Below are 17,025 nucleotides of genomic sequence, written 5' to 3'. Positions count from 1 at the left end.
TCGAACGCTGTGGAACCGGCCATCGCCGATCCTCCCTCCGCACTCGTGCCGCTGCTACGCCCCCTCCCACCCACGCTCGCCCCCCCCACCCCCGCCCGCCACGTCCACCCAGGTCGAACCGCCCCACCCACGCTTGACCTCCCCGCACAAGCGCGGCCGCACAACCGGGCCCCACAACCGGCCCCCACAACCGGCCCCCACAACCAGGCCACCCGCGACGGCATTACCCGGGACGGCCGGCATTACCCGGGACGTAATCGCCCCGGACCGCCGCCCCCGGCAGCATGGTGATCGCTCCCCGCAAGGTTTCCGATCGAAGGGATCACCATGTCCTTGGCCGCACCCCTGACCACCCGCGCGCTGGTGGAAGAACTGCTGCGCCGCATCGGCGAGGGCGACCCCGAGCGCATCGCCGAGCTGTACGCCGAGCGCAGCGACTGGAAACTGGACTGGCCGGAGGCCGAGCACGGCCGCCAGGCCACCCCTTGGATTCGCCACCGGGCCACCCGCGAGGACGTAGCCGCCCACTTCCGCGACCTGGCGCACCACCATGTGCCCGAGCAGGCGGCCACCGAGATCGAGCGCATCCTCGTCGACGGCGACGACGCGGTCGTCCTGGGCGAGATCCGCCAGACCGCCCGGGCCACAGGACGCGCCTATCGCGCACGGTTCGCCCTGCACCTCACGCTCGAAGGCGGCCTGGTCACCCGGCACCACGTCTACGAGGACAGCCTCGCCGTGGCCCAGGCGTTCAGTAAGGACTGATCAGCGCACGAGCAGGGGCTCAACCCGGGACAGAGTGTCCAGGACGTTCGCCTCGGTAATGGCCATCCGCGCCTCGTCCGGTGTCAGCCAGCGCAGCGGCGCGTCCGGATTCTCCGGCCGCACGGCCTCGGGGACATTGGTGGCCAGCACAAAGCGCACATCCGCATGCTCATGCGCCGGCTCCCGGCTGTTCTCGGGAACCGGAACGATCACCAGATGCCGCACCTCCGCATCCGGCCACGGAGCCAGATCCGGCAACCCCGTCTCCTCCCGCCCCTCCCGCAAGGCGATGGCAAGCGGGTCATACTCCCCCGGATCGGCATGCCCGCCCACGAGCAACCACGACTGAAGACGCTGGTGCCATCGAAGCAGCACCCGCCCACTGTCGGGGTGCACAATCAGGGCAGATCCGGTGATATGAAGCGAACTCTCCCGCTCCCAAGGAGCCCCCGCCTCAACGGCACCACGGACCCGCTCAAGGTCGGAGTGTTCCATGGTGGTCTTCGGCCGGTAGCCCGTAAGGACATGAAGGACTGCGTGCTCGGCTGTGGCCATGCGCGGATCCTAACGACGCGAGGTGCCGAGGGCGCGAGATTTTCGGGGGCCGGGGGCGGTCACACACGGACAAGCCCCCGGGCCGGTGGTGCGGCCTGGGGCTTGGCATCCGCTTACTGTGCAGAGCTGCCTTGCCTATCGCTTACTTTCGTGGGCATGCACACGGCCTCATCGCTTGCCTTCGTGGGCATGGACACGGCAGATGCCGACGCTGCTCCCAGAAACGTTACTCCTACAGTGATAGCCGCCACAGCGGTTGCGGCCAGAAAAGCGCCCTGGATGCGTGACAACGCCAACCTCATTCGCCGTTCGATCTTGCTGTTCCGGCGGTCAGGTTATGCGATTAATGCGTGACGTGTCGAAACTAGGTGTGCCAGGCAGGGGTTCGATTAGGAGGTCATGAAAACGAACTATCCTTCGGTAGTCAAGTTCGCCGTCCCGCCGCCGACCCCAGCCAAGCGACTGCTAATTCGCTCCGCTTCAGGTGCGTCCAACGGGCGCAGTACAGAGAGCGCTCTCTGTAGCAGCTCTCGTGCTTGCGCCACATTGCCCGTCGCCAGCCGGACCTCGGCGAGGAGCGCCTGGGCCCGGGCCTCGTCATCGCGCGCGTTGGCCTTGTGCGCGGTGGCTATGGATGCCTCCAAGTGCCGCGTCGCGGAGTCCAGTCGGCCACCGTTGAGTTCGATCCGTCCCAGGCCACGTAGTGCGCGCGTGATCTCCGGAGTTGCTCCGATATCGAGGGCGATGTCCAGGGCCTTCTGATGGTGGTCGGCGGACGCGTCGGCGGAGCCCTCCTCGAGGTGCGCTTCCCCCAGTCCGTTGTGCGCTGTCGCCTGACTCTTCCTATCGCCCAATAGGCGAAATTCTGTCAATGCCTGCTGATGCAGGGCGAGTGCGCGGCCGGCTTCTCCGGTTTTGGCAAGGCTCGCGGCCAGGTTGGTACGCACCGTTGCCTGTGTGTAGGGATTTCCCGCGGACTCCGTCAGGGGGAGTAATTCCTCGAAAGCCTTCCGGGCTTGTATGTGGTCGCCTCTGCGCGAGTACAGGTCGCCTAAGTTATTCAATGTTCTAATGACACCCGACTGGTCACCTGCGGACCGAAAGCCGAATAGCGCCGTGCGGAAGTGATCGAGCGCGCGTTCTGGTTCGCCGAGATCGAGCAGGGAGATCGCAATGTTGTTGCGAGATCGGGCTTCATTCCAGACATTTCCTGTCATCACCCCGATCGCGAGTGCCTTCTGGTGCAGCGTGACCGATGCCTCGTACCCACCCCGATGCCAATGAATAATCCCAAGGCTCCGGTACGCCTCCCATTCCGCCTCCCGGTCCCCCGTCGCCCGTGCGATCTCCAGTGCCCGCTCGCCCGCCTCCACGGCCTGCGCGTAGCGGCCCGTGTTGGCGTGGTTGGAGCTGAGGCAGAGCAGGGCGTGGCACAGGGCCGGTTGGTCGGCGGTGCGGGACCAGTGGTCGGCGGCGTGCCGGAGGATGCCGGCGGCCTCCGGCCAATGGCATTCGGCCTCCAGGAAACCGGCCAGGGCATGGGCGAGCCGGGCCGCGGACTCCGGTGAGCCGTGGGTGCGGGCGTGGCGCTCGGCGGCCAGGAGGTTGCCGCGTTCGGCGGTGAACCAGGCGCGTGCCTCATCGGCGTTCCGTATGCGGGGGAGGGCCGGAAGCTGATCCGTACCGTCCGTGGCGAGCCGGATCCGCCGTGGGTACGCCACACGGTCGGCGTGTTCCGCGGCCCGCAGAGAGAAGGTGATCAGCCGGGCCAGAGCCTCTTCGCGCTCCCGCTCCTCGTCTTCCGAAAAGGCGAGCATGCGGGCGTAATCGCCCAGGAGGTCGTGATATCGATACCGGTCCGGGACCGGTTCCCGGAGGAGATGACACTCCAGCAGGGATTCAATCAGCCGTTCCGCTTCCTCGGCCGGAAGATCGAGTAGTACGGCGGCCGATTCGGTCGTGAAGTCAGGCCCCGGATGCAGTCCCAAGCGCCGGAACGTGGTGCGCTGTGCCGTGTCGAGGGCCCGGTAGGAAAGGGAGAAAGCGCGCAAAATCTCCTGGTCGGCGTTGCGGATCTCGCCGAGGGGCCCGGGGCTGCGGGCCAGGCGTTCGCCCAGGGTGGTCAGGGTCCAGGAGGGCCGGGAACGGAATCGGTTGGCCACCAATTCGATGGCGAGCGGCAGATGGCCGCATAGGCGCACAATGCGGGTGGTCTCCGTGATGTCCTGGGTCCTTGCCGCACCCGCGAAACTCCGGAAAAGCGTGATCGCGTCATCGGTCGGCAGCACGTCCAGGGCAAGCGGCACCGCATGCGGAAGCCCGGTCAGATGCCGACGGCTGGTGACGATGGTCAGGGTCGGCGAATTGCCGGGCAGGAGGGGCGCCACCTGGTCGGGGCCCGCCGCGTCGTCCAGCACGATGACGGCTCGGCGGTCGGCGATGGTGGTCCGCCACAGGGCGATCAACTCGTCCAGCCGGACGGGGATCGTATCGGCGGGCGCTCCGAACAGCCGCAGCAACGTGGCGAGGGCCGCGTCCGCGCTCAGCGGTTCCTGGGAGGGCGAGTGGCCGTGCAGGTCCAGGAAGACCTGGCCGGCAGGGAAGCGAGGAGCCAGTGTCCGAGCCGTGTCCACCGCGACCGCGGTCTTCCCGACCCCGGCCATCCCACTCACCGTTTCCACCGTCAGCACCGCCCCTCCCCCCGGCTCCGCGCCGATGGAGGCCATCAGGGCGTCGAGTTCGGAGCGCCTGCCGATGAGCGGAGGCTGGTACGGGAGGTTCCGGGGCGGAGGCCGGTCAGTGGAACTCCCTCCGGGGGAAGGTTCGGAGGACGCCCCGGCCGCGGCGGTCCGGACGAGCCCGTCCACTGGTTTCCGGTCGAGAACACCCCGGTGGATGCGGTCCAGTTCGGCCCCCGGGCGCGAGCCGAATTCCGACATCAGCAGCTGACGGGCCTGCTGATGCACCCGTAAGGCGTCCGTGTACCGGCCGCTGCCGTAGTACGCCAGCATCAACTGGCCTGCCACCGTCTCGTCCTCCGGGCGCTGGCGCACCATGGCCGACAGCTCCCCGATCGAGTCCGCGAAACGGCCGAGCCGGTGGAGAGCCGCGATACGGGAAATGGTCGCGTGGAGACGGCGTTCGGCGAGCGTCGCGCGTACGGTTTCGGCCCAGGTACCGGGGAGCCCGGCGAGGGCCTCGCCCTGCCAGAGGTCTTCGGCGCGGGCGAGGAGGTCCACGACGCGTTCGTCGTCCCCGCTGGTCGCCGCCGCTCCGGCCAGATCGGTGAGGCGCTGGAAGCGATTCAGGTCGACCGAGTCGGGGTCGGTCTCCAGCACATAGGTGTGGGCCCGGCTGGTGATGCGCGGGGCGCTCGGCCCCGTACCCGCGAGGCGTAGATGCTTACGTACCCGAGAGATGTATGTGTGCGCGTTCTCGCGGGCGCGCGGTAGAGCCTTGCCGTCCCAGAGCCGGTCCATGAGCGCGTTCATGGAGACGGGGCGGCCCACTTCCAGTGCCAGAGCGGCCAGCAGGGTTCGTTCCTTGTCCGAACCGAGCTTCAGTCGCCGACCCTCCAGCCGAAGCTCCACCGGCCCGAGTAAGTGGATGTCCACCAGCGTCCTCCCGCTGGTCTGTCCGTTTTTCAGCGAGCATGGCACGGGGTGGGTGAGGCCGCCATACGTCGTTCGCCGGGCACTGGCCGATTCACGTCATCGGGCGTTCCCGCACGCATCGCCGAAGCCCCGTTGGGGGTAGGACCGGACTGATCAACACAAACGGTGACCGACTGACCGGGGGGCGGACGGATGGGCCAGGCACCCGGGGACGCCCATGAGAACCTGATCGGTGGCCGGGCCCGGATTCACGGTCCCGCGGTACAGGCGCGCGATGTGCACGGCGGCATCCATGTGCACACCGGGGCGCCCACCGCGGTGCCGCCACCCCGGCAGCTCCTGCCGGTCCCCGCCCACTTCACCGGCCGTGGCGCAGATCTGGCGGCGCTGGACGGCCTGTTGACCGGCGGTGGGCGGGACACCACGTCACGCTCGCTGATCGTGGTCAGCGGTCCGGCCGGAATCGGCAAGACGACATTGGTGTGCAGCTGGCTTCAGCCGCTCGCCCCCGAGTTCCCCGACGGACAGCTTTACGCCGACCTGCGGGGGCACTCGGCCGAGGGCCCCGCGAGCCCCGGCGAGATTCTGAGCCAGTTCCTGCGGGCGCTGGGCGCCGGCTCGGTGCCCGCCGATATGGCCGAAAAGGCGTCGCTGTGGCGGTCTTGGACCGCTGATGCCCGGATCGCGGTGGTGCTGGACAACGCGTTCACCGCCGCCCAGGTGCGCCCGCTGCTGCACGCGGGTCCCGGCGGCCTCACCGTGGTCACCAGCCGCCGCAGGCTGACCGGTCTCCGCATGGACGGAGCGGCGATGCACCAGTTGGAGGCGCTGGAACCGGCCGCCGGAGCCGAGCTGCTCAGCCGTGCGATCGGCGACGACCGCGTTGCGAACGAGCCGCAGGCGGCTCGCCAGGTCGTCGCGCTGTGCGCCGGATTGCCCCTTGCCGTCTGCCTCGCCTCCGCGCGCCTGGCATCGAGACCACGACAGTCCCTGAAGACTCTGGCCGACGCCCTGACCCGGGACACGGAGCGTCTGGCCGCGCTGCATGTGGAAGGGGAAACCACGGTGAGCAACGCGCTGGACGCCTCCTATGCCGTACTGACCGAGGAGGCCGCCCTCCTGTACCGCAGGCTCGGCCCACTGCCCATGCGGACCTTCGACGCGCGAAGCGCCGCCGCGGCCTGCGCCGCCTCCCTGGAGTGGGCGGAATCCCGGCTGGACGAGCTCGTCGAGGCCAATCTGATGGAGGACATCGGTCCGGGCACCTGCCGCTTCCACGACCTGGTGCGGGTCCACGCCCACGGCCGAGCGACCGAGGAGGAGAGCGCCACGGCCCGTGCGGAGGCACTGCGGCGGGTCTGCGACTGGTATCTGGAGACGGCCACCGAGGCGGAGAAGCTGATCACACCCGCGCAGTTCACCCTCGACAGGGACGTGGTCCACCCCGCCGGGCCACCCACCCCCTTCACCGACGACCCGGGCGCGCTCGCCTGGCTCGACGCCCACCGGATGAACCTCATGGCGGTGATCCGGGCCGCCGCGGCATCCGAATGGCATGCCATGACCTGGCAGCTCGTGGACGCCATGTGGCCGCTCTTCCTTCGGCTGCGCTACTACGACCTGTGGATCGAGGCCCACGAGATCGGCCTGGCGGCGGCCCGAAGAGACGGCAACGCCGAGGCCGAGCGCCAGATGCTCAACTCCGGTGCCATCGGCCTGAGCGCCGCCGGCCGCGTCGATGACGCGGCCGAGTGGTACGAACAGTCCCGCCGGGCGGCGCGCGAGGCGGGCGATGTACGGGACGAGGGGCAGGCGCTGCTGGGCCTCGGCGGCTGCCACCGCGAGGCCGGGCGGACGGCGCGTGCCGTGGACTACCTCCACCAGGCCATCGCCTTATGGGAAGCCTGCGGCTACCCACGCGGTGTGGCCCTGGCCAGGATCGTCCTCGGTGAGATCGCACTCGCCGAGGACGACACCGGCCGGGCCGTCGAGTACTTCACGCGGGCGCGCGCCGGTCTGCTGGCCGTCAACGACCCCCATGACGCGGCGCGGGCCCTGGTCTTCCTGGGGCGTGCCCGTGCGCGTGCCGGTGAGCACCAGGTGGGGGTGGCGGCGATGGACGAGGCGCTCTCGGTGTTCACCTCGTCCGGGGCCGCCCACTGGCAGGCCCGTGCCCTCGAAATGCTCGGAGACAGTGCCCGGGAACGCGGCGAAGAAGAGGCGGCACGGACCTTCCGCGCCCGGGCGCTCGCGCTGTTCGAGGTCACCAGCCCCTCCGACGCGCGTCGGCTCAGGGAAGCGCCGGGCGGTACGTGATCCGCGGGTGTGCCTCCAGCATTCCGCTCAGCGGGAGCCCGGCCACCAGCCATGCGTGCAAGCAGGACACGAAGAGCCATTGCTCCGGTGGCACCCGGCACGGCAGGGCCACCACGCCCGGGTCCGTACCGTCGCGCGCCACCCAGCCGCCACCGATCAGCGGTACGGCGGCCAAGCGGCACCCCGGCCCGGCGGGGCCGATCTCCGCCAGCCACCGCACCGCCTCGGCGGCCGGCCGCGGGCGGCTTCCGCGCAGGACGTCGGCGCAGTCCAGCCCGCGCGCGTCGGCGCAGACGTCGGCGTCCACCGTCAGGTGCTCATCGAGGACGACGGGCGCCCGGCGGGTGCCCGCGAGACCGGTACGGGCCAGCAGCACGCCTCCACCTGCCACGCGGCCCGTCCAGAGGCACAGGGACGGGGACGGCACCGGCTCCGGCGGAGCCCCCTCCCACCACTCCACGGTGACGAAGCATCCGGCCGGGGCCCTCATGCCGATGCCTCCCCACGATCGGACAACCACGTGCGCAGCGTCGGCGGTTCGGGCAGTGGTAGCGCCCGCGGCTCGTGGGCGGGCTGGCCCAACCCCATCAGCCGGTACATCAGCCGCCGCATATTGCGGTGGAAGCGGCCGGGCTCGGAGGTGATGCGCGCGGCGATCGCGGCGTACTCCTCCGGGCGGTATTCGGCGGCGGCGTAGTCGAGTTGCTCGGGGAGGGGATGGGCCGGGGACAGCGCCGGCGCGGTGACGGCGAGCGTGGCGGCCGGAGAGCTCGGATTGATTTCCGGCTCCGGGGACCCGGTCAAGAGGATCGGCACTCCGGTGAGCGTGCCGTAGAGGGTGACCGAGCCATGGTCGCCGACGATGTAGTCGGCGGCGACCAGGACGCTGCGCCAGTCCGCCTCCGGCGGCACCACACTGACCCCCAGCCGGCCGCACCACGCCAGCCACGCCTTGACCTGCCACGGGCCATGGCCCGACCAAACGTTGGGGTGGACGAGGACGGCCGTACGGTACCGCCCGGAGGGCAGCTCCCCGACCATACGCGGCAGCAACATCTCGAAACGGCCGAAGAACGAGTGAGGACCCCACGTGGAGACGGCGAGAACCAGACGCTCCCCCTCCGCGAGCCCCAGGGCACGGCGGTACGCGGCGCGCCGCGGCAGGCTCGCGGTGATCCGGTCGTGCGCGGGGTCCCCGACCACATGCGCCAGCTGAAGCGCCTCAGGGCAATGACGGGCCAGCTCCTGCAGATCGGCGTGGTGCGGTACGACCACGGCGGCCGGCGGCTTGCCGCCGGGTAAGAGGTCCCGCCTGCGCAGCCCGGCCACACCCGGGTCCGACGCTCCGGGCAGCCGTTTGAGGTAGTTGGCGCCGTGCGGCAACGTGATCAGGGGCGCTTGCACCTGCTCCACCCCACGCGGCCCCGCCGCCACGGCGAGGTCGAACGTCATACGGGTGGCCTCTGCCCAGGACAGTATGGGGCTTCCCAACTGCTGGAGGAATCGCGGTACTTCGTCCCCGAAGACGTGGGGCGGCGTGGTGAACACCACCTGGAGCCGGAAGTCCGCCTCCAGGAGCGACAGGACATCGAGCAGTCGTTTGGCGTAGGCGGTGGTGTGGACAATGGCCAGTACCTTCTTGCGTTCCACCAGTGTGAGCCACTGGCGGTGCTCGTCCGACGAAGACTCTGCGGTCGTGCTCAACGCCGACATGGCGTCCCCCCGTTGATCTCTCATGCGGATTTCGGACGTGGACCCTCGTGGGTCTCGCGTCGGTCCTCTGCCCGGCCCGGCGGACAGAAGGCTTGCCGACCCCTTGCGGAAAACATGCGGGGCGCGCGCGGCGACGGGCGCGGGAGGCGTGGGGGTCGGGCAAGAGAGAAGCCCCAGGCGGTCGGCCTGGGGCTCTGTGGTGGTGATAGGGGTGGGACGCGACGGACGGGGTGAGCGAATGGCTCATCCGCTCACGGTGAGATTCGAGTTCCCGCTGCTCTGATATCCCTCGGTCGCGAGGATCATGTAGTACTTGAAGGTGCCCAGGCCCATTCCCGAACGGCCCCATGCGTCGAAGTGATTGCCCGTGGTGATGGTTCCGCCCGTTTTCTTCGACTGCCGGACGCTCCAGTACTGGTTGAACGTCCGGGTGCCTTCGACCGAGGGGGCGTTGTACCGCGTGGTCTGGTAGATGTCGTACGTGCCGCCGTCGCTGGTGACCGTGCCCTTGTACGTGCCCGTGGGGCGGTATGTACCCCAGTTGTCGACGACGTAGTACTCGACGAGCGGGTTCGAGGTCCACCCGTAGAGACAGAGATATCCGTTGCCGGACGGATTGAAGCTGCCGGAGTATTGCACGTTCCTGCGGCCGCCGTTGCTCCAGCCCTTACCGCAGACGAAATTCCCGCAGTTGGTCCACGACGTCCGGTAACTGCCGCCTGAGGCCAGGGTCATGGAGACCGACCCACCGCCGTCGGTCCAGAACGAATAGTAGAAGCCGTTATCGGTGCCGGTTTGATTCGTGGTGATGGTCGGGGGTGCATAGTTGCAGTTCATGGGCTCTTCTTGTTGATCGAATGCGAAATTGATCGATGGGTTCCCGGGGTTGGAGATCCTTTTCGGGGCGCCGCCTTCGGAAGTTTTCGGATCTCTTCCGGATCAGTGCGAGCCGCGACCGGCCATCGACGGCTCCGGCTCCGCCGGGATCGCGCATTCGATTCCTGGCGTACCGGCGTGCGCCCCCGCCGGTGACGGCCGACCCTGGATGGTGGGGGAGGTGAACGTGGCCCGGACTGGAAGGTGAACGTCACGATGAAGACACCTCCGATCGTTTCGCCGCAGGAGTGGGAGGCCGCGCGCCAGCAGCTGCTCGAGGAGGAGAAGCGGCTGACCCGCGCCCGTGACGCACTGGCCGCCAAGCGCAGGCGGATGCCGTGGCTCGCGGTGGAGAAGGAGTACGGGTTCGAGGGGCCCGAGGGGAGGGTGAGTCTGCTCGACCTCTTCGAAGGGCGTCGTCAGCTGATCGTCTACCGCGCCTTCTTCGAGCCCGTCGTCTACGGCTGGCCCGACCACGCCTGCCGCGGCTGCTCCATGGTCGCCGACCACGTGGGCGACCTCGCGCATCTCAACGTCCGCGACACCACCCTCGTCTTCGCCTCCCGCGCGCCGCAGCCGGAGATCGAGCGGGTGAAGGCGCGGATGGGTTGGGCGATGCCCTGGTACACGATCACCGACGACTTCGACGCCGACTTCGGTGTGGACGAGTGGCACGGCACAAACGCGTTCATCCGCGAAGGCGACCGCGTGTTCCGCACCTACTTCATCAACGCTCGCGGCGACGAGGCGCTGGGCAGCACTTGGAGCTACCTCGACATGACCGCGCTCGGCCGGCAGGAGACATGGGAGGACTCGCCCGAGGGCTACCCGCAGACCCCGCCGTACGAATGGTGGAACTGGCACGACGCGTACGGCGCCACCGAGCCGGCCCCGGAGTGGCTGGCCCAAACCCGCCGCGGCCCCCGGGGCCAGCCCGCCTGACGACTGCGGCCGACCCGCTGGTCGCGCCGCTGACCAGCGCAAACAAGCGCTGCCAGGCGACCGGCGCCATATCTGGCTGATCGCCGTCGACACCCGTATGCGCCAAACTGTGGAGCCATGGACCACCCCATCCGCCCCGCGACCGCAGCCGACATCGACGCCATAGAGGCCGTCACCGACGCGGCATACCGCCCCTACGTCGCCCGGATCGGTATCCGCCCGGCACCCATGGACGCGGACCACACGACCGACATCGCGGCGGGCCGCGTCTTCGTCACCGGCGACCCGGTCATGGGCGTGCTGGTCCTGGTGCCCGAACCCGACCACCTCGTCCTGGAGAGCATCGCCGTACACCCGGACGCCCACCGCCAGGGCATGGGCAAACGCCTGCTCGCCTTCGCCGACACCCACGCACGCGCCCTCGGCCTGCCGGAGATCCGGCTCTACACCAACGCCCTGATGTGGGAGAACCAGGAGATCTACCCGCGGTACGGCTACGAGGTGACCGAGCGCCGCCGGGACGGCCAGTACGACCGCGTCCACTACCGGAAGCGCATTCCCGAGGCGACGCACGACGAGCGGTGAGGGGGCCCGCGCCCGTGCCTCGATCTGCGGCGCCGAGCCTGCGGCGCCGAGCCTGCGGCGCCGAGCCTGCGGCGCCGAGCATCGCCTTGACCTTACCCTCAAGGGCAAGGTTTAGCGTTCTCCGAGGTGAGAGACATGCGGATCGGTGAGCTGGCCCGCCGGGCGGGCGTGACGACCAAAGCGGTGCGCTACTACGAATCGCTGGGGCTGCTGACGCCCGAGCGGCTGGCCAACAGCTACCGGGACTACGACGAGCACGACGTACGGCTCGTACGGGAGATCCGGGCGCTGGCCAGGCTCGGGCTCCCCGTGGAGCGCACCCGGCCGTTCCTCGACTGCCTCGCGGTCGGTCATGAGCACGCCGATGACTGCCCGGCCTCACTGGCCGAGTACCGGGCGGCGATCGACGAGCTCTCCCAGCGCATCGCGGGACTCACCGCGCGCCGGGCGGCACTGATCACGCATCTGCGGCACGCCGCCCACCGCAACAGCCGTGTCCCAGAGACCGACGAAGGAGAGGCCCCGATGACCGATTTCGTGAACCTTCCGGCCGATCTGCCCGTGCCCGAGGACGACGGTGCGGCCGCCCATCTGCCCGGGACCCCGGCGCCGCCCCTGGAACTGCACAGCACCGGCGATACGACGGTCCGCCTCGACGCACTTGACGCCCCAGACGCACTCGGCGCACCCGACGCCCCCGCCGCACTCAGGTCTGGCCGGACGGTGATCTACATCTACCCGCTCACCGGCCGCCCTGGCACCGACCTGCCTGAAGGCTGGGACGCGATCCCCGGGGCGCGCGGCTGTACCCCCGAGGCGTGCGGCTTCCGTGACCACTATCAGGAGCTGCTCGCGGCCGGCGCGGTCCGGGTGTTCGGCCTGTCCAGCCAGGAAACCGACTATCAGCGCGAAGTCGTCGAGCGGCTCCGCCTGCCGTTCGAGATGCTCTCCGACCCCACGCGGAGCCTGGCGCGGGCGCTCGGTCTGCCCACGTTCGAGGCGGGCGGGGCGACGCTTTACAAACGGCTGACGTTGATCATCCGCGATGGCGCGATCGAGCACGTCTTCTATCCGATCTTCCCGCCGAGCGAACACGCGGAACAGGTTCTGACCTGGCTGCGGGAGAACCCTCTCTAGAGGCCCTGTACCGCCTGTACCGCCATCCGGCGGGCCTACGGAGCCGAGGTGCACACCGTGACCGCGCCGCATCCGGTGGGCGGCTGGCAGCAGGCCCGGCGCGAGCGCGTGGCGGAGCTGCTGGCCGCGCATCCGGACGCCTGGTGCCCGGACCAGTACCACAACCCCGACAACGTGGCCGCCTACCGGCCGCTGGCCTACGAGTTGGTCGCCCAGTTGGGCCGCGTCGACACCCTGGTCGTCTCGGTGGGCACCGGCGGGCACTCCGCGGGCATCGGCCGGGTGCTGCGCTCCTTCTTCCCGGCCCTGCGGGTGGTGGGGGTGGACACCTGCGCATCGATCATCTTCGGACAGCCGGCCGGCACCCGCCTGATGCGGGGGCTGGGGTCGAGCATCTACCCGGGCAACGTCGCCTACGAACTGTTCGACGAGGTCCACTGGGTTGCCGCCCCCGAGGCGGTGTGGGCCGCGCGCGCCCTGGCGCGCACCCGCTACGCCACCGGCGGGTGGAGCGTGGGCGCGGTCGCCCTCGTCGCCCGGTGGGTCGCGCGGACGTCCCCGGCCGAGCAGCGGATCGTGGCCGTCTTCCCCGACGGCCCCCACCGCTATGTCGGGACCGTGTTCGACGACGACTGGTGCCGAAGGCACCGGCTGCTGGGACATGTACCGGCGGAGGACCCGCAGGAGATCACCCGTTGCACCGAAACGGTTGTCACGCGCTGGACGCGCTGTGAAAAGGTGGAGCGTCCCGCGCCGGGGGTGGGGGACGGTGGCGGTGGCGGCGGTGGCATGGCGGCGGAGGACGATGGCCGCGGCTCGGCGGCGGGGGACGGCAGTTGTGGCTCGGCGGCGGCAGACGGCAGCCGTGGCACAGCGTCAGGAGACGGCAACCGCCGCACAGGGCCGGGAGACGGCAACCGTGGCATGGCGGGGGTGGCCCGGTGAAGACCCTGCTCGCGCAGACCCGGTCGTTTCCCGCACCCGTACGGCTGCTGATGGTCAACCAGTTCGCCATCAACCTGGCCTTCTACATGCTCATGCCCTACCTGGCCGCCCACCTTTCGGGAGAGCTGGGCCTGGCCGCATGGACGGTCGGGTTGGTGCTGGGCGTGCGCAACCTCTCCCAGCAGGGCATGTTCCTCATCGGTGGCACGATCGCCGACCGGCTGGGCTACAAGGCCCCGATCATGGCCGGGTGCGTACTGCGCACCCTGGGGTTCGCCCTGCTGGGCTGGGTCGACTCGCTGCCCGCGCTGCTCGTGGCGTCCGCGGCGACCGGGTTCGCCGGTGCCCTGTTCAACCCGGCCGTACGCGCCTATCTCGCCGTCGAGGCCGGTGAGCGCCGGGTGGACGCGTTCGCGACGTTCAACGTGTACTACCAGGCCGGGATGCTGCTCGGCCCGCTGGTGGGGCTGGCGCTGCTGGCGGCCGACTTCCGGCTGGTGTGCACGGTGTCGGCGGCGATCTTCGCCGCCCTGAGCGTGATGCAGGCCCGCGCCCTGCCCCGGCGGTACGGCGCGGACGCCGAAGACCGTGCGGAAACCACCGAAGACGATGCGGGCGCCGACGAAGGCCATAAGGAGGGGCGCGCCGCGGCCGGGGTGTGGGCGCAGTGGCGCCAGGTGGCGGCGAACCGGCCGTTCCTGCTGTTCTCGGCCGCGATGATCGGCTCGTACGTGCTGACCTTCCAGGTCTACCTCGCCCTGCCCCTCGCCGCCGACGCGGCGCTGGGCGCGGACGGTACGAAGGCCACCAGCGGCCTGTTCGTCATCTCCGCCGGTGTCGCGGTGGCCGGGCAACTGCGGCTGACCGGCTGGGCCAAGCGCCGCTTCACCTCCCAGCAGGCTCTCGTCGTCGGGCTCTGCGCGATGGGCGCCGCCTTCCTCCCCCTCGCTCTGTCCCCCTCGTCGTCCGCCCCGGCGGTGCTGGGAGCGCTGGTCGCCGCGGTCGCGCTGCTGGCCGCCGCAGGCGCGGTGGTCTACCCCTTCGAGATGGACACCGTCGTCGCCCTGTCCGGGCAGAAGCTGATCGCGACCCACTACGGCCTCTACAACACCGTCTCCGGTCTGGGCATCACGCTGGGGAACCTGGCGTGCGGGGCGCTGTGGGACTACGCCCACGCCCACGGCGCGGCCTGGCTGGTCTGGCTCACCCTGGCGGCGACCGGCGTCGGCTGCGCCGCGGCCGTCGCCGTACTCGCCCGCGCCGGACGGCTCACCGCACCCGGGCAGACGCCCCAGCCGTCTACGGCCTGAGCCTGCGGTGCCTGCTGTTGCTCTCGGGCCGGGATCCCGGCCCGAGAGCAACGTCCACAACAATTCAGGGCTTCCTGAATTCAGGAATCCATGTACTCTCAGAGCGTGCTGACTGTTGCATCCGACATCGAGGTGCTGGCCCGATTCGGCCGCGCGCTCGCCGACCCGATCCGCTGCCGCATCCTGCTCGCCCTTCGCGACACCCCCGCCTACCCCGCCGACCTCGCCGACGCGCTCGGCATCTCCCGCACCCGGCTGTCGAACCACCTGGCGTGTCTGCGCGACTGCGGCCTCGTCGTCGCGATCCCCGACGGCCGTCGCACCCGCTACGAACTGGCCGACGAACGCCTCGGCCACGCGCTGGACGACCTGCGTACCGCCGTGGTGGCCGTCGAGACCGACCGCGCCTGCCCGGACGCCGAGGAAAAGGGCTGCTGCTGATGGCCGCCGAGACACCGATGGCCGACGCACCCCGCGGAGGCCACGCACCCCATGGCGGCCACGCAACCCGCGGAGACCACACGACCCATGGAGGCCACACGACCCGCGGAAGCCACGCAGCCCACGGAGGTCACGGAGGTCACGCAGCTCACAGAGCCTTCGGGCTCTCCCCGGCCCGGCGGGACGCGCTCACCCGCCGGGTACGGCTCCTGGTCGCCGCGACCATCACGTACAACGTCATCGAGGCGGTCGTCGCCCTCACCGCCGGCACCCTCGCCTCCTCCACCGCCCTGATCGGCTTCGGCCTGGACTCGGTCATCGAGGTCTCCTCGGCCGCCGCGGTCGCCTGGCAGTTCTCGGCGGCCGACCACGCCGTACGCGAGGCCCGGGAGAAGACCACCCTGCGGATCATCGCGGTGTCCTTCTTCGCCCTCGCCGCGTACGTCACCATCGACGCCATCCGCGCGCTGACCAGCACCGGCGAGCCCGAACGTTCCATCCCGGGCATCGTCCTCGCCGCCCTCTCCCTCGCGGTGATGCCGTTCCTGTCCGCCGCCCAGCGCCGTGCCGGACGCGAACTCGGCTCCGCCTCCGCGGTCGCCGACTCCAAGCAGACGCTCCTGTGCACCTACCTGTCCGCCGTGCTCCTGGCCGGGCTGGTCCTCAACGCCACCCTCGGCTGGTCCTGGGCCGACCCCGTGGCCGCCCTGGTCATCGCCACGATCGCCATGAAAGAGGGCCGCGACGCCTGGCAGGGCAAGGGCTGCTGCGCGGCCCCGGCCACCGCGATTCCCGCCGACCGGCAGGAAAGGGACGCTTGCGGCTGCCACCCCGGCCACCCCGGCCACCCCGGCCGCGACTGACGCCGTCGAACGGTGCCGCGCCGAGGTCAGGTGTTTCAGTCCCGTGGAAAAAGGGACACGAGGAATGCCGTATACGGGTGAGATGCCCCATAAAGGCGCACGCACAAGCCCGAAAGGAATCGCATCATGCCTTTCGTCATCGCCAAGGACGGTACCCAGATCTTCTACAAGGACTGGGGCTCGGGCCGGCCGGTCGTCTTCAGTCACGGCTGGCCGCTCACGGCCGACGCCTGGGACCCGCAACTCCAGCTCGTCGCGGACAACGGATACCGCGCGATCGCCCACGACCGTCGCGGCGGCGGCCGCTCGAGCCAGCCGTGGGAGGGCAACGACCTGGACACCTACGCGGACGATCTGGCGCAGCTCATCGAAACGCTCGACCTGCGCGACGTCATCCTGGTCGGGCACTCCACCGGCGGTGGCGAGGTGGCGCGCTACATCGGGCGGTACGGCACCGATCGGGTCGCCAAGGCCGTTCTCCTCAGCGCCATCGCCCCGCTGATGGTGAAGGCGGACGCGAATCCGGAAGGACTGCCGATCGAGGTTTTCGACGACATCCGCAAAGGCATCCTGACGGACCGCTCCCAGTTCTACGAGGACCTCAGCGCCAGCTTCTACGGCGCCAACCGCCCCGCATCGCAGGTCTCCAAGGGCATTCGCGACGCATTCTGGATGTGGTCGATGCAGGTGGGAATCAAGGGCGCGTACGACTGCGTCAAGGCATTCTCGGAAACCGACCTCACGGAAGACCTGCGAGGTTTCGACGTACCCACTCTGATCGTGCACGGCGACGACGACCAGATCGTCCCGATCGTGGCCGCGGGCAACAAGTCATCGGCCATCGTCAAGGACGTCGACTACAAGGTCTACCCGGGCGCCCCCCACGGCCTCGCGATGGTCGCCCCATTCGCCGACAAGTTCAACGCCGACCTGCTGGCATTCGTCCGAGCGTGACCACACGGC

Annotated in this window: 14 protein-coding genes and 1 pseudogene; 10 read left to right on the top strand and 5 right to left on the bottom strand. The window is 69.9% G+C overall.

Annotated elements, in window-relative coordinates; translation table 11 throughout:
• The first annotated feature begins 327 nt into the window (after nt 1-327).
• Nucleotides 328-765: a nuclear transport factor 2 family protein gene (locus NQU54_RS12730; RefSeq protein WP_257631140.1), complete on the top strand. Its 438-nt coding sequence runs from the start codon at nt 328-330 to the stop codon at nt 763-765.
• On the opposite strand, the gene NQU54_RS12725 is transcribed toward NQU54_RS12730, so the two are convergent.
• Nucleotides 766-1,320: an NUDIX hydrolase gene (locus NQU54_RS12725; RefSeq protein WP_257631139.1), complete on the bottom strand. Its 555-nt coding sequence runs from the start codon at nt 1,318-1,320 to the stop codon at nt 766-768.
• A gap of 410 nt (nt 1,321-1,730) precedes the next feature.
• On the bottom strand, nt 1,731-4,934 hold the full coding sequence (locus tag NQU54_RS12720) for an AfsR/SARP family transcriptional regulator (protein WP_257631138.1): 3,204 nt from the start codon (nt 4,932-4,934) through the stop codon (nt 1,731-1,733).
• A gap of 192 nt (nt 4,935-5,126) precedes the next feature.
• On the opposite strand from NQU54_RS12720, the gene NQU54_RS12715 reads away from it, so the two are divergent.
• A complete protein-coding gene (locus NQU54_RS12715; RefSeq protein WP_257631137.1) occupies nt 5,127-7,250 on the top strand; it encodes a tetratricopeptide repeat protein in 2,124 nt (707 codons plus the stop codon).
• On the opposite strand, the gene NQU54_RS12710 is transcribed toward NQU54_RS12715, so the two are convergent.
• The 3 genes from NQU54_RS12710 to xynA form a co-directional block, all read right to left on the bottom strand.
• Nucleotides 7,225-7,641: a hypothetical protein gene (locus NQU54_RS12710; protein ID WP_257631136.1), complete on the bottom strand. Its 417-nt coding sequence runs from the start codon at nt 7,639-7,641 to the stop codon at nt 7,225-7,227. The two genes, NQU54_RS12715 and NQU54_RS12710, sit on opposite strands and share 26 nt — an antisense overlap.
• 95 nt (nt 7,642-7,736) lie before the next feature.
• On the bottom strand, nt 7,737-8,963 hold the full coding sequence (locus NQU54_RS12705) for a hypothetical protein (protein WP_257631150.1): 1,227 nt from the start codon (nt 8,961-8,963) through the stop codon (nt 7,737-7,739).
• A 243-nt stretch (nt 8,964-9,206) separates the two neighbouring features.
• Nucleotides 9,207-9,800 (bottom strand): endo-1,4-beta-xylanase XynA, encoded by a 594-nt coding sequence (gene xynA, locus NQU54_RS12700; protein WP_257631135.1) that lies wholly within the window; start codon nt 9,798-9,800, stop codon nt 9,207-9,209.
• Between the two features lie 255 nt (nt 9,801-10,055).
• On the opposite strand from xynA, the gene NQU54_RS12695 reads away from it, so the two are divergent.
• The 8 genes and pseudogenes from NQU54_RS12695 (at nt 10,056) to NQU54_RS12660 (ending at nt 17,016) form a co-directional block, all read left to right on the top strand.
• Nucleotides 10,056-10,781: a DUF899 domain-containing protein gene (locus tag NQU54_RS12695; protein ID WP_257631134.1), complete on the top strand. Its 726-nt coding sequence runs from the start codon at nt 10,056-10,058 to the stop codon at nt 10,779-10,781.
• A 117-nt stretch (nt 10,782-10,898) separates the two neighbouring features.
• Nucleotides 10,899-11,366, top strand: a complete 468-nt coding sequence (locus NQU54_RS12690; protein ID WP_257631133.1) for a GNAT family N-acetyltransferase — start codon at nt 10,899-10,901, stop codon at nt 11,364-11,366.
• A 135-nt stretch (nt 11,367-11,501) separates the two neighbouring features.
• Nucleotides 11,502-12,503, top strand: coding sequence for a MerR family transcriptional regulator (locus NQU54_RS12685; protein ID WP_257631132.1), 1,002 nt, complete (start codon nt 11,502-11,504; stop codon nt 12,501-12,503).
• 30 nt (nt 12,504-12,533) lie between these two features.
• Nucleotides 12,534-13,448, top strand: a pseudogene (locus tag NQU54_RS12680) (PLP-dependent cysteine synthase family protein); the annotation flags it as partial.
• A complete protein-coding gene (locus NQU54_RS12675; protein WP_257631131.1) occupies nt 13,445-14,758 on the top strand; it encodes an MFS transporter in 1,314 nt (437 codons plus the stop codon). The pseudogene NQU54_RS12680 and the gene NQU54_RS12675, both read left to right, overlap by 4 nt.
• A gap of 105 nt (nt 14,759-14,863) precedes the next feature.
• A complete protein-coding gene (locus NQU54_RS12670) occupies nt 14,864-15,199 on the top strand; it encodes an ArsR/SmtB family transcription factor (RefSeq protein ID WP_257631130.1) in 336 nt (111 codons plus the stop codon).
• Nucleotides 15,199-16,062 (top strand): cation diffusion facilitator family transporter, encoded by an 864-nt coding sequence (locus tag NQU54_RS12665; RefSeq protein ID WP_257631129.1) that lies wholly within the window; start codon nt 15,199-15,201, stop codon nt 16,060-16,062. The genes NQU54_RS12670 and NQU54_RS12665 overlap by 1 nt, the downstream gene beginning before the upstream one ends.
• Nucleotides 16,063-16,188: 126 nt before the next feature.
• On the top strand, nt 16,189-17,016 hold the full coding sequence (locus tag NQU54_RS12660) for an alpha/beta fold hydrolase (RefSeq protein WP_257631128.1): 828 nt from the start codon (nt 16,189-16,191) through the stop codon (nt 17,014-17,016).
• Nucleotides 17,017-17,025 lie beyond the last annotated feature (9 nt).

This window comes from Streptomyces malaysiensis subsp. samsunensis, assembly GCF_024519315.1.
In the GTDB taxonomy this organism is placed as follows: Bacteria; Actinomycetota; Actinomycetes; order Streptomycetales; family Streptomycetaceae; genus Streptomyces; species Streptomyces malaysiensis.
The sequence above is the reverse complement of the archived record's forward strand: the minus strand, read 5'-3'. Positions and strand labels throughout refer to the sequence as shown.

What these genes read in the sequence shown, in the direction of transcription:
- NQU54_RS12705 (WP_257631150.1), bottom strand. Translation starts at nt 8,963, where the DNA reads ATGTCGGCGTTGAGCACGACCGCAGAGTCTTCGTCGGACGAGCACCGC.
- NQU54_RS12730 (WP_257631140.1), top strand. Translation starts at nt 328, where the DNA reads ATGTCCTTGGCCGCACCCCTGACCACCCGCGCGCTGGTGGAAGAACTG.
- xynA (WP_257631135.1), bottom strand. Translation starts at nt 9,800, where the DNA reads ATGAACTGCAACTATGCACCCCCGACCATCACCACGAATCAAACCGGC.
- NQU54_RS12725 (WP_257631139.1), bottom strand. Translation starts at nt 1,320, where the DNA reads ATGGCCACAGCCGAGCACGCAGTCCTTCATGTCCTTACGGGCTACCGG.
- NQU54_RS12660 (WP_257631128.1), top strand. Translation starts at nt 16,189, where the DNA reads ATGCCTTTCGTCATCGCCAAGGACGGTACCCAGATCTTCTACAAGGAC.
- NQU54_RS12690 (WP_257631133.1), top strand. Translation starts at nt 10,899, where the DNA reads ATGGACCACCCCATCCGCCCCGCGACCGCAGCCGACATCGACGCCATA.
- NQU54_RS12715 (WP_257631137.1), top strand. Translation starts at nt 5,127, where the DNA reads ATGGGCCAGGCACCCGGGGACGCCCATGAGAACCTGATCGGTGGCCGG.
- NQU54_RS12665 (WP_257631129.1), top strand. Translation starts at nt 15,199, where the DNA reads ATGGCCGCCGAGACACCGATGGCCGACGCACCCCGCGGAGGCCACGCA.
- NQU54_RS12695 (WP_257631134.1), top strand. Translation starts at nt 10,056, where the DNA reads ATGAAGACACCTCCGATCGTTTCGCCGCAGGAGTGGGAGGCCGCGCGC.
- NQU54_RS12685 (WP_257631132.1), top strand. Translation starts at nt 11,502, where the DNA reads ATGCGGATCGGTGAGCTGGCCCGCCGGGCGGGCGTGACGACCAAAGCG.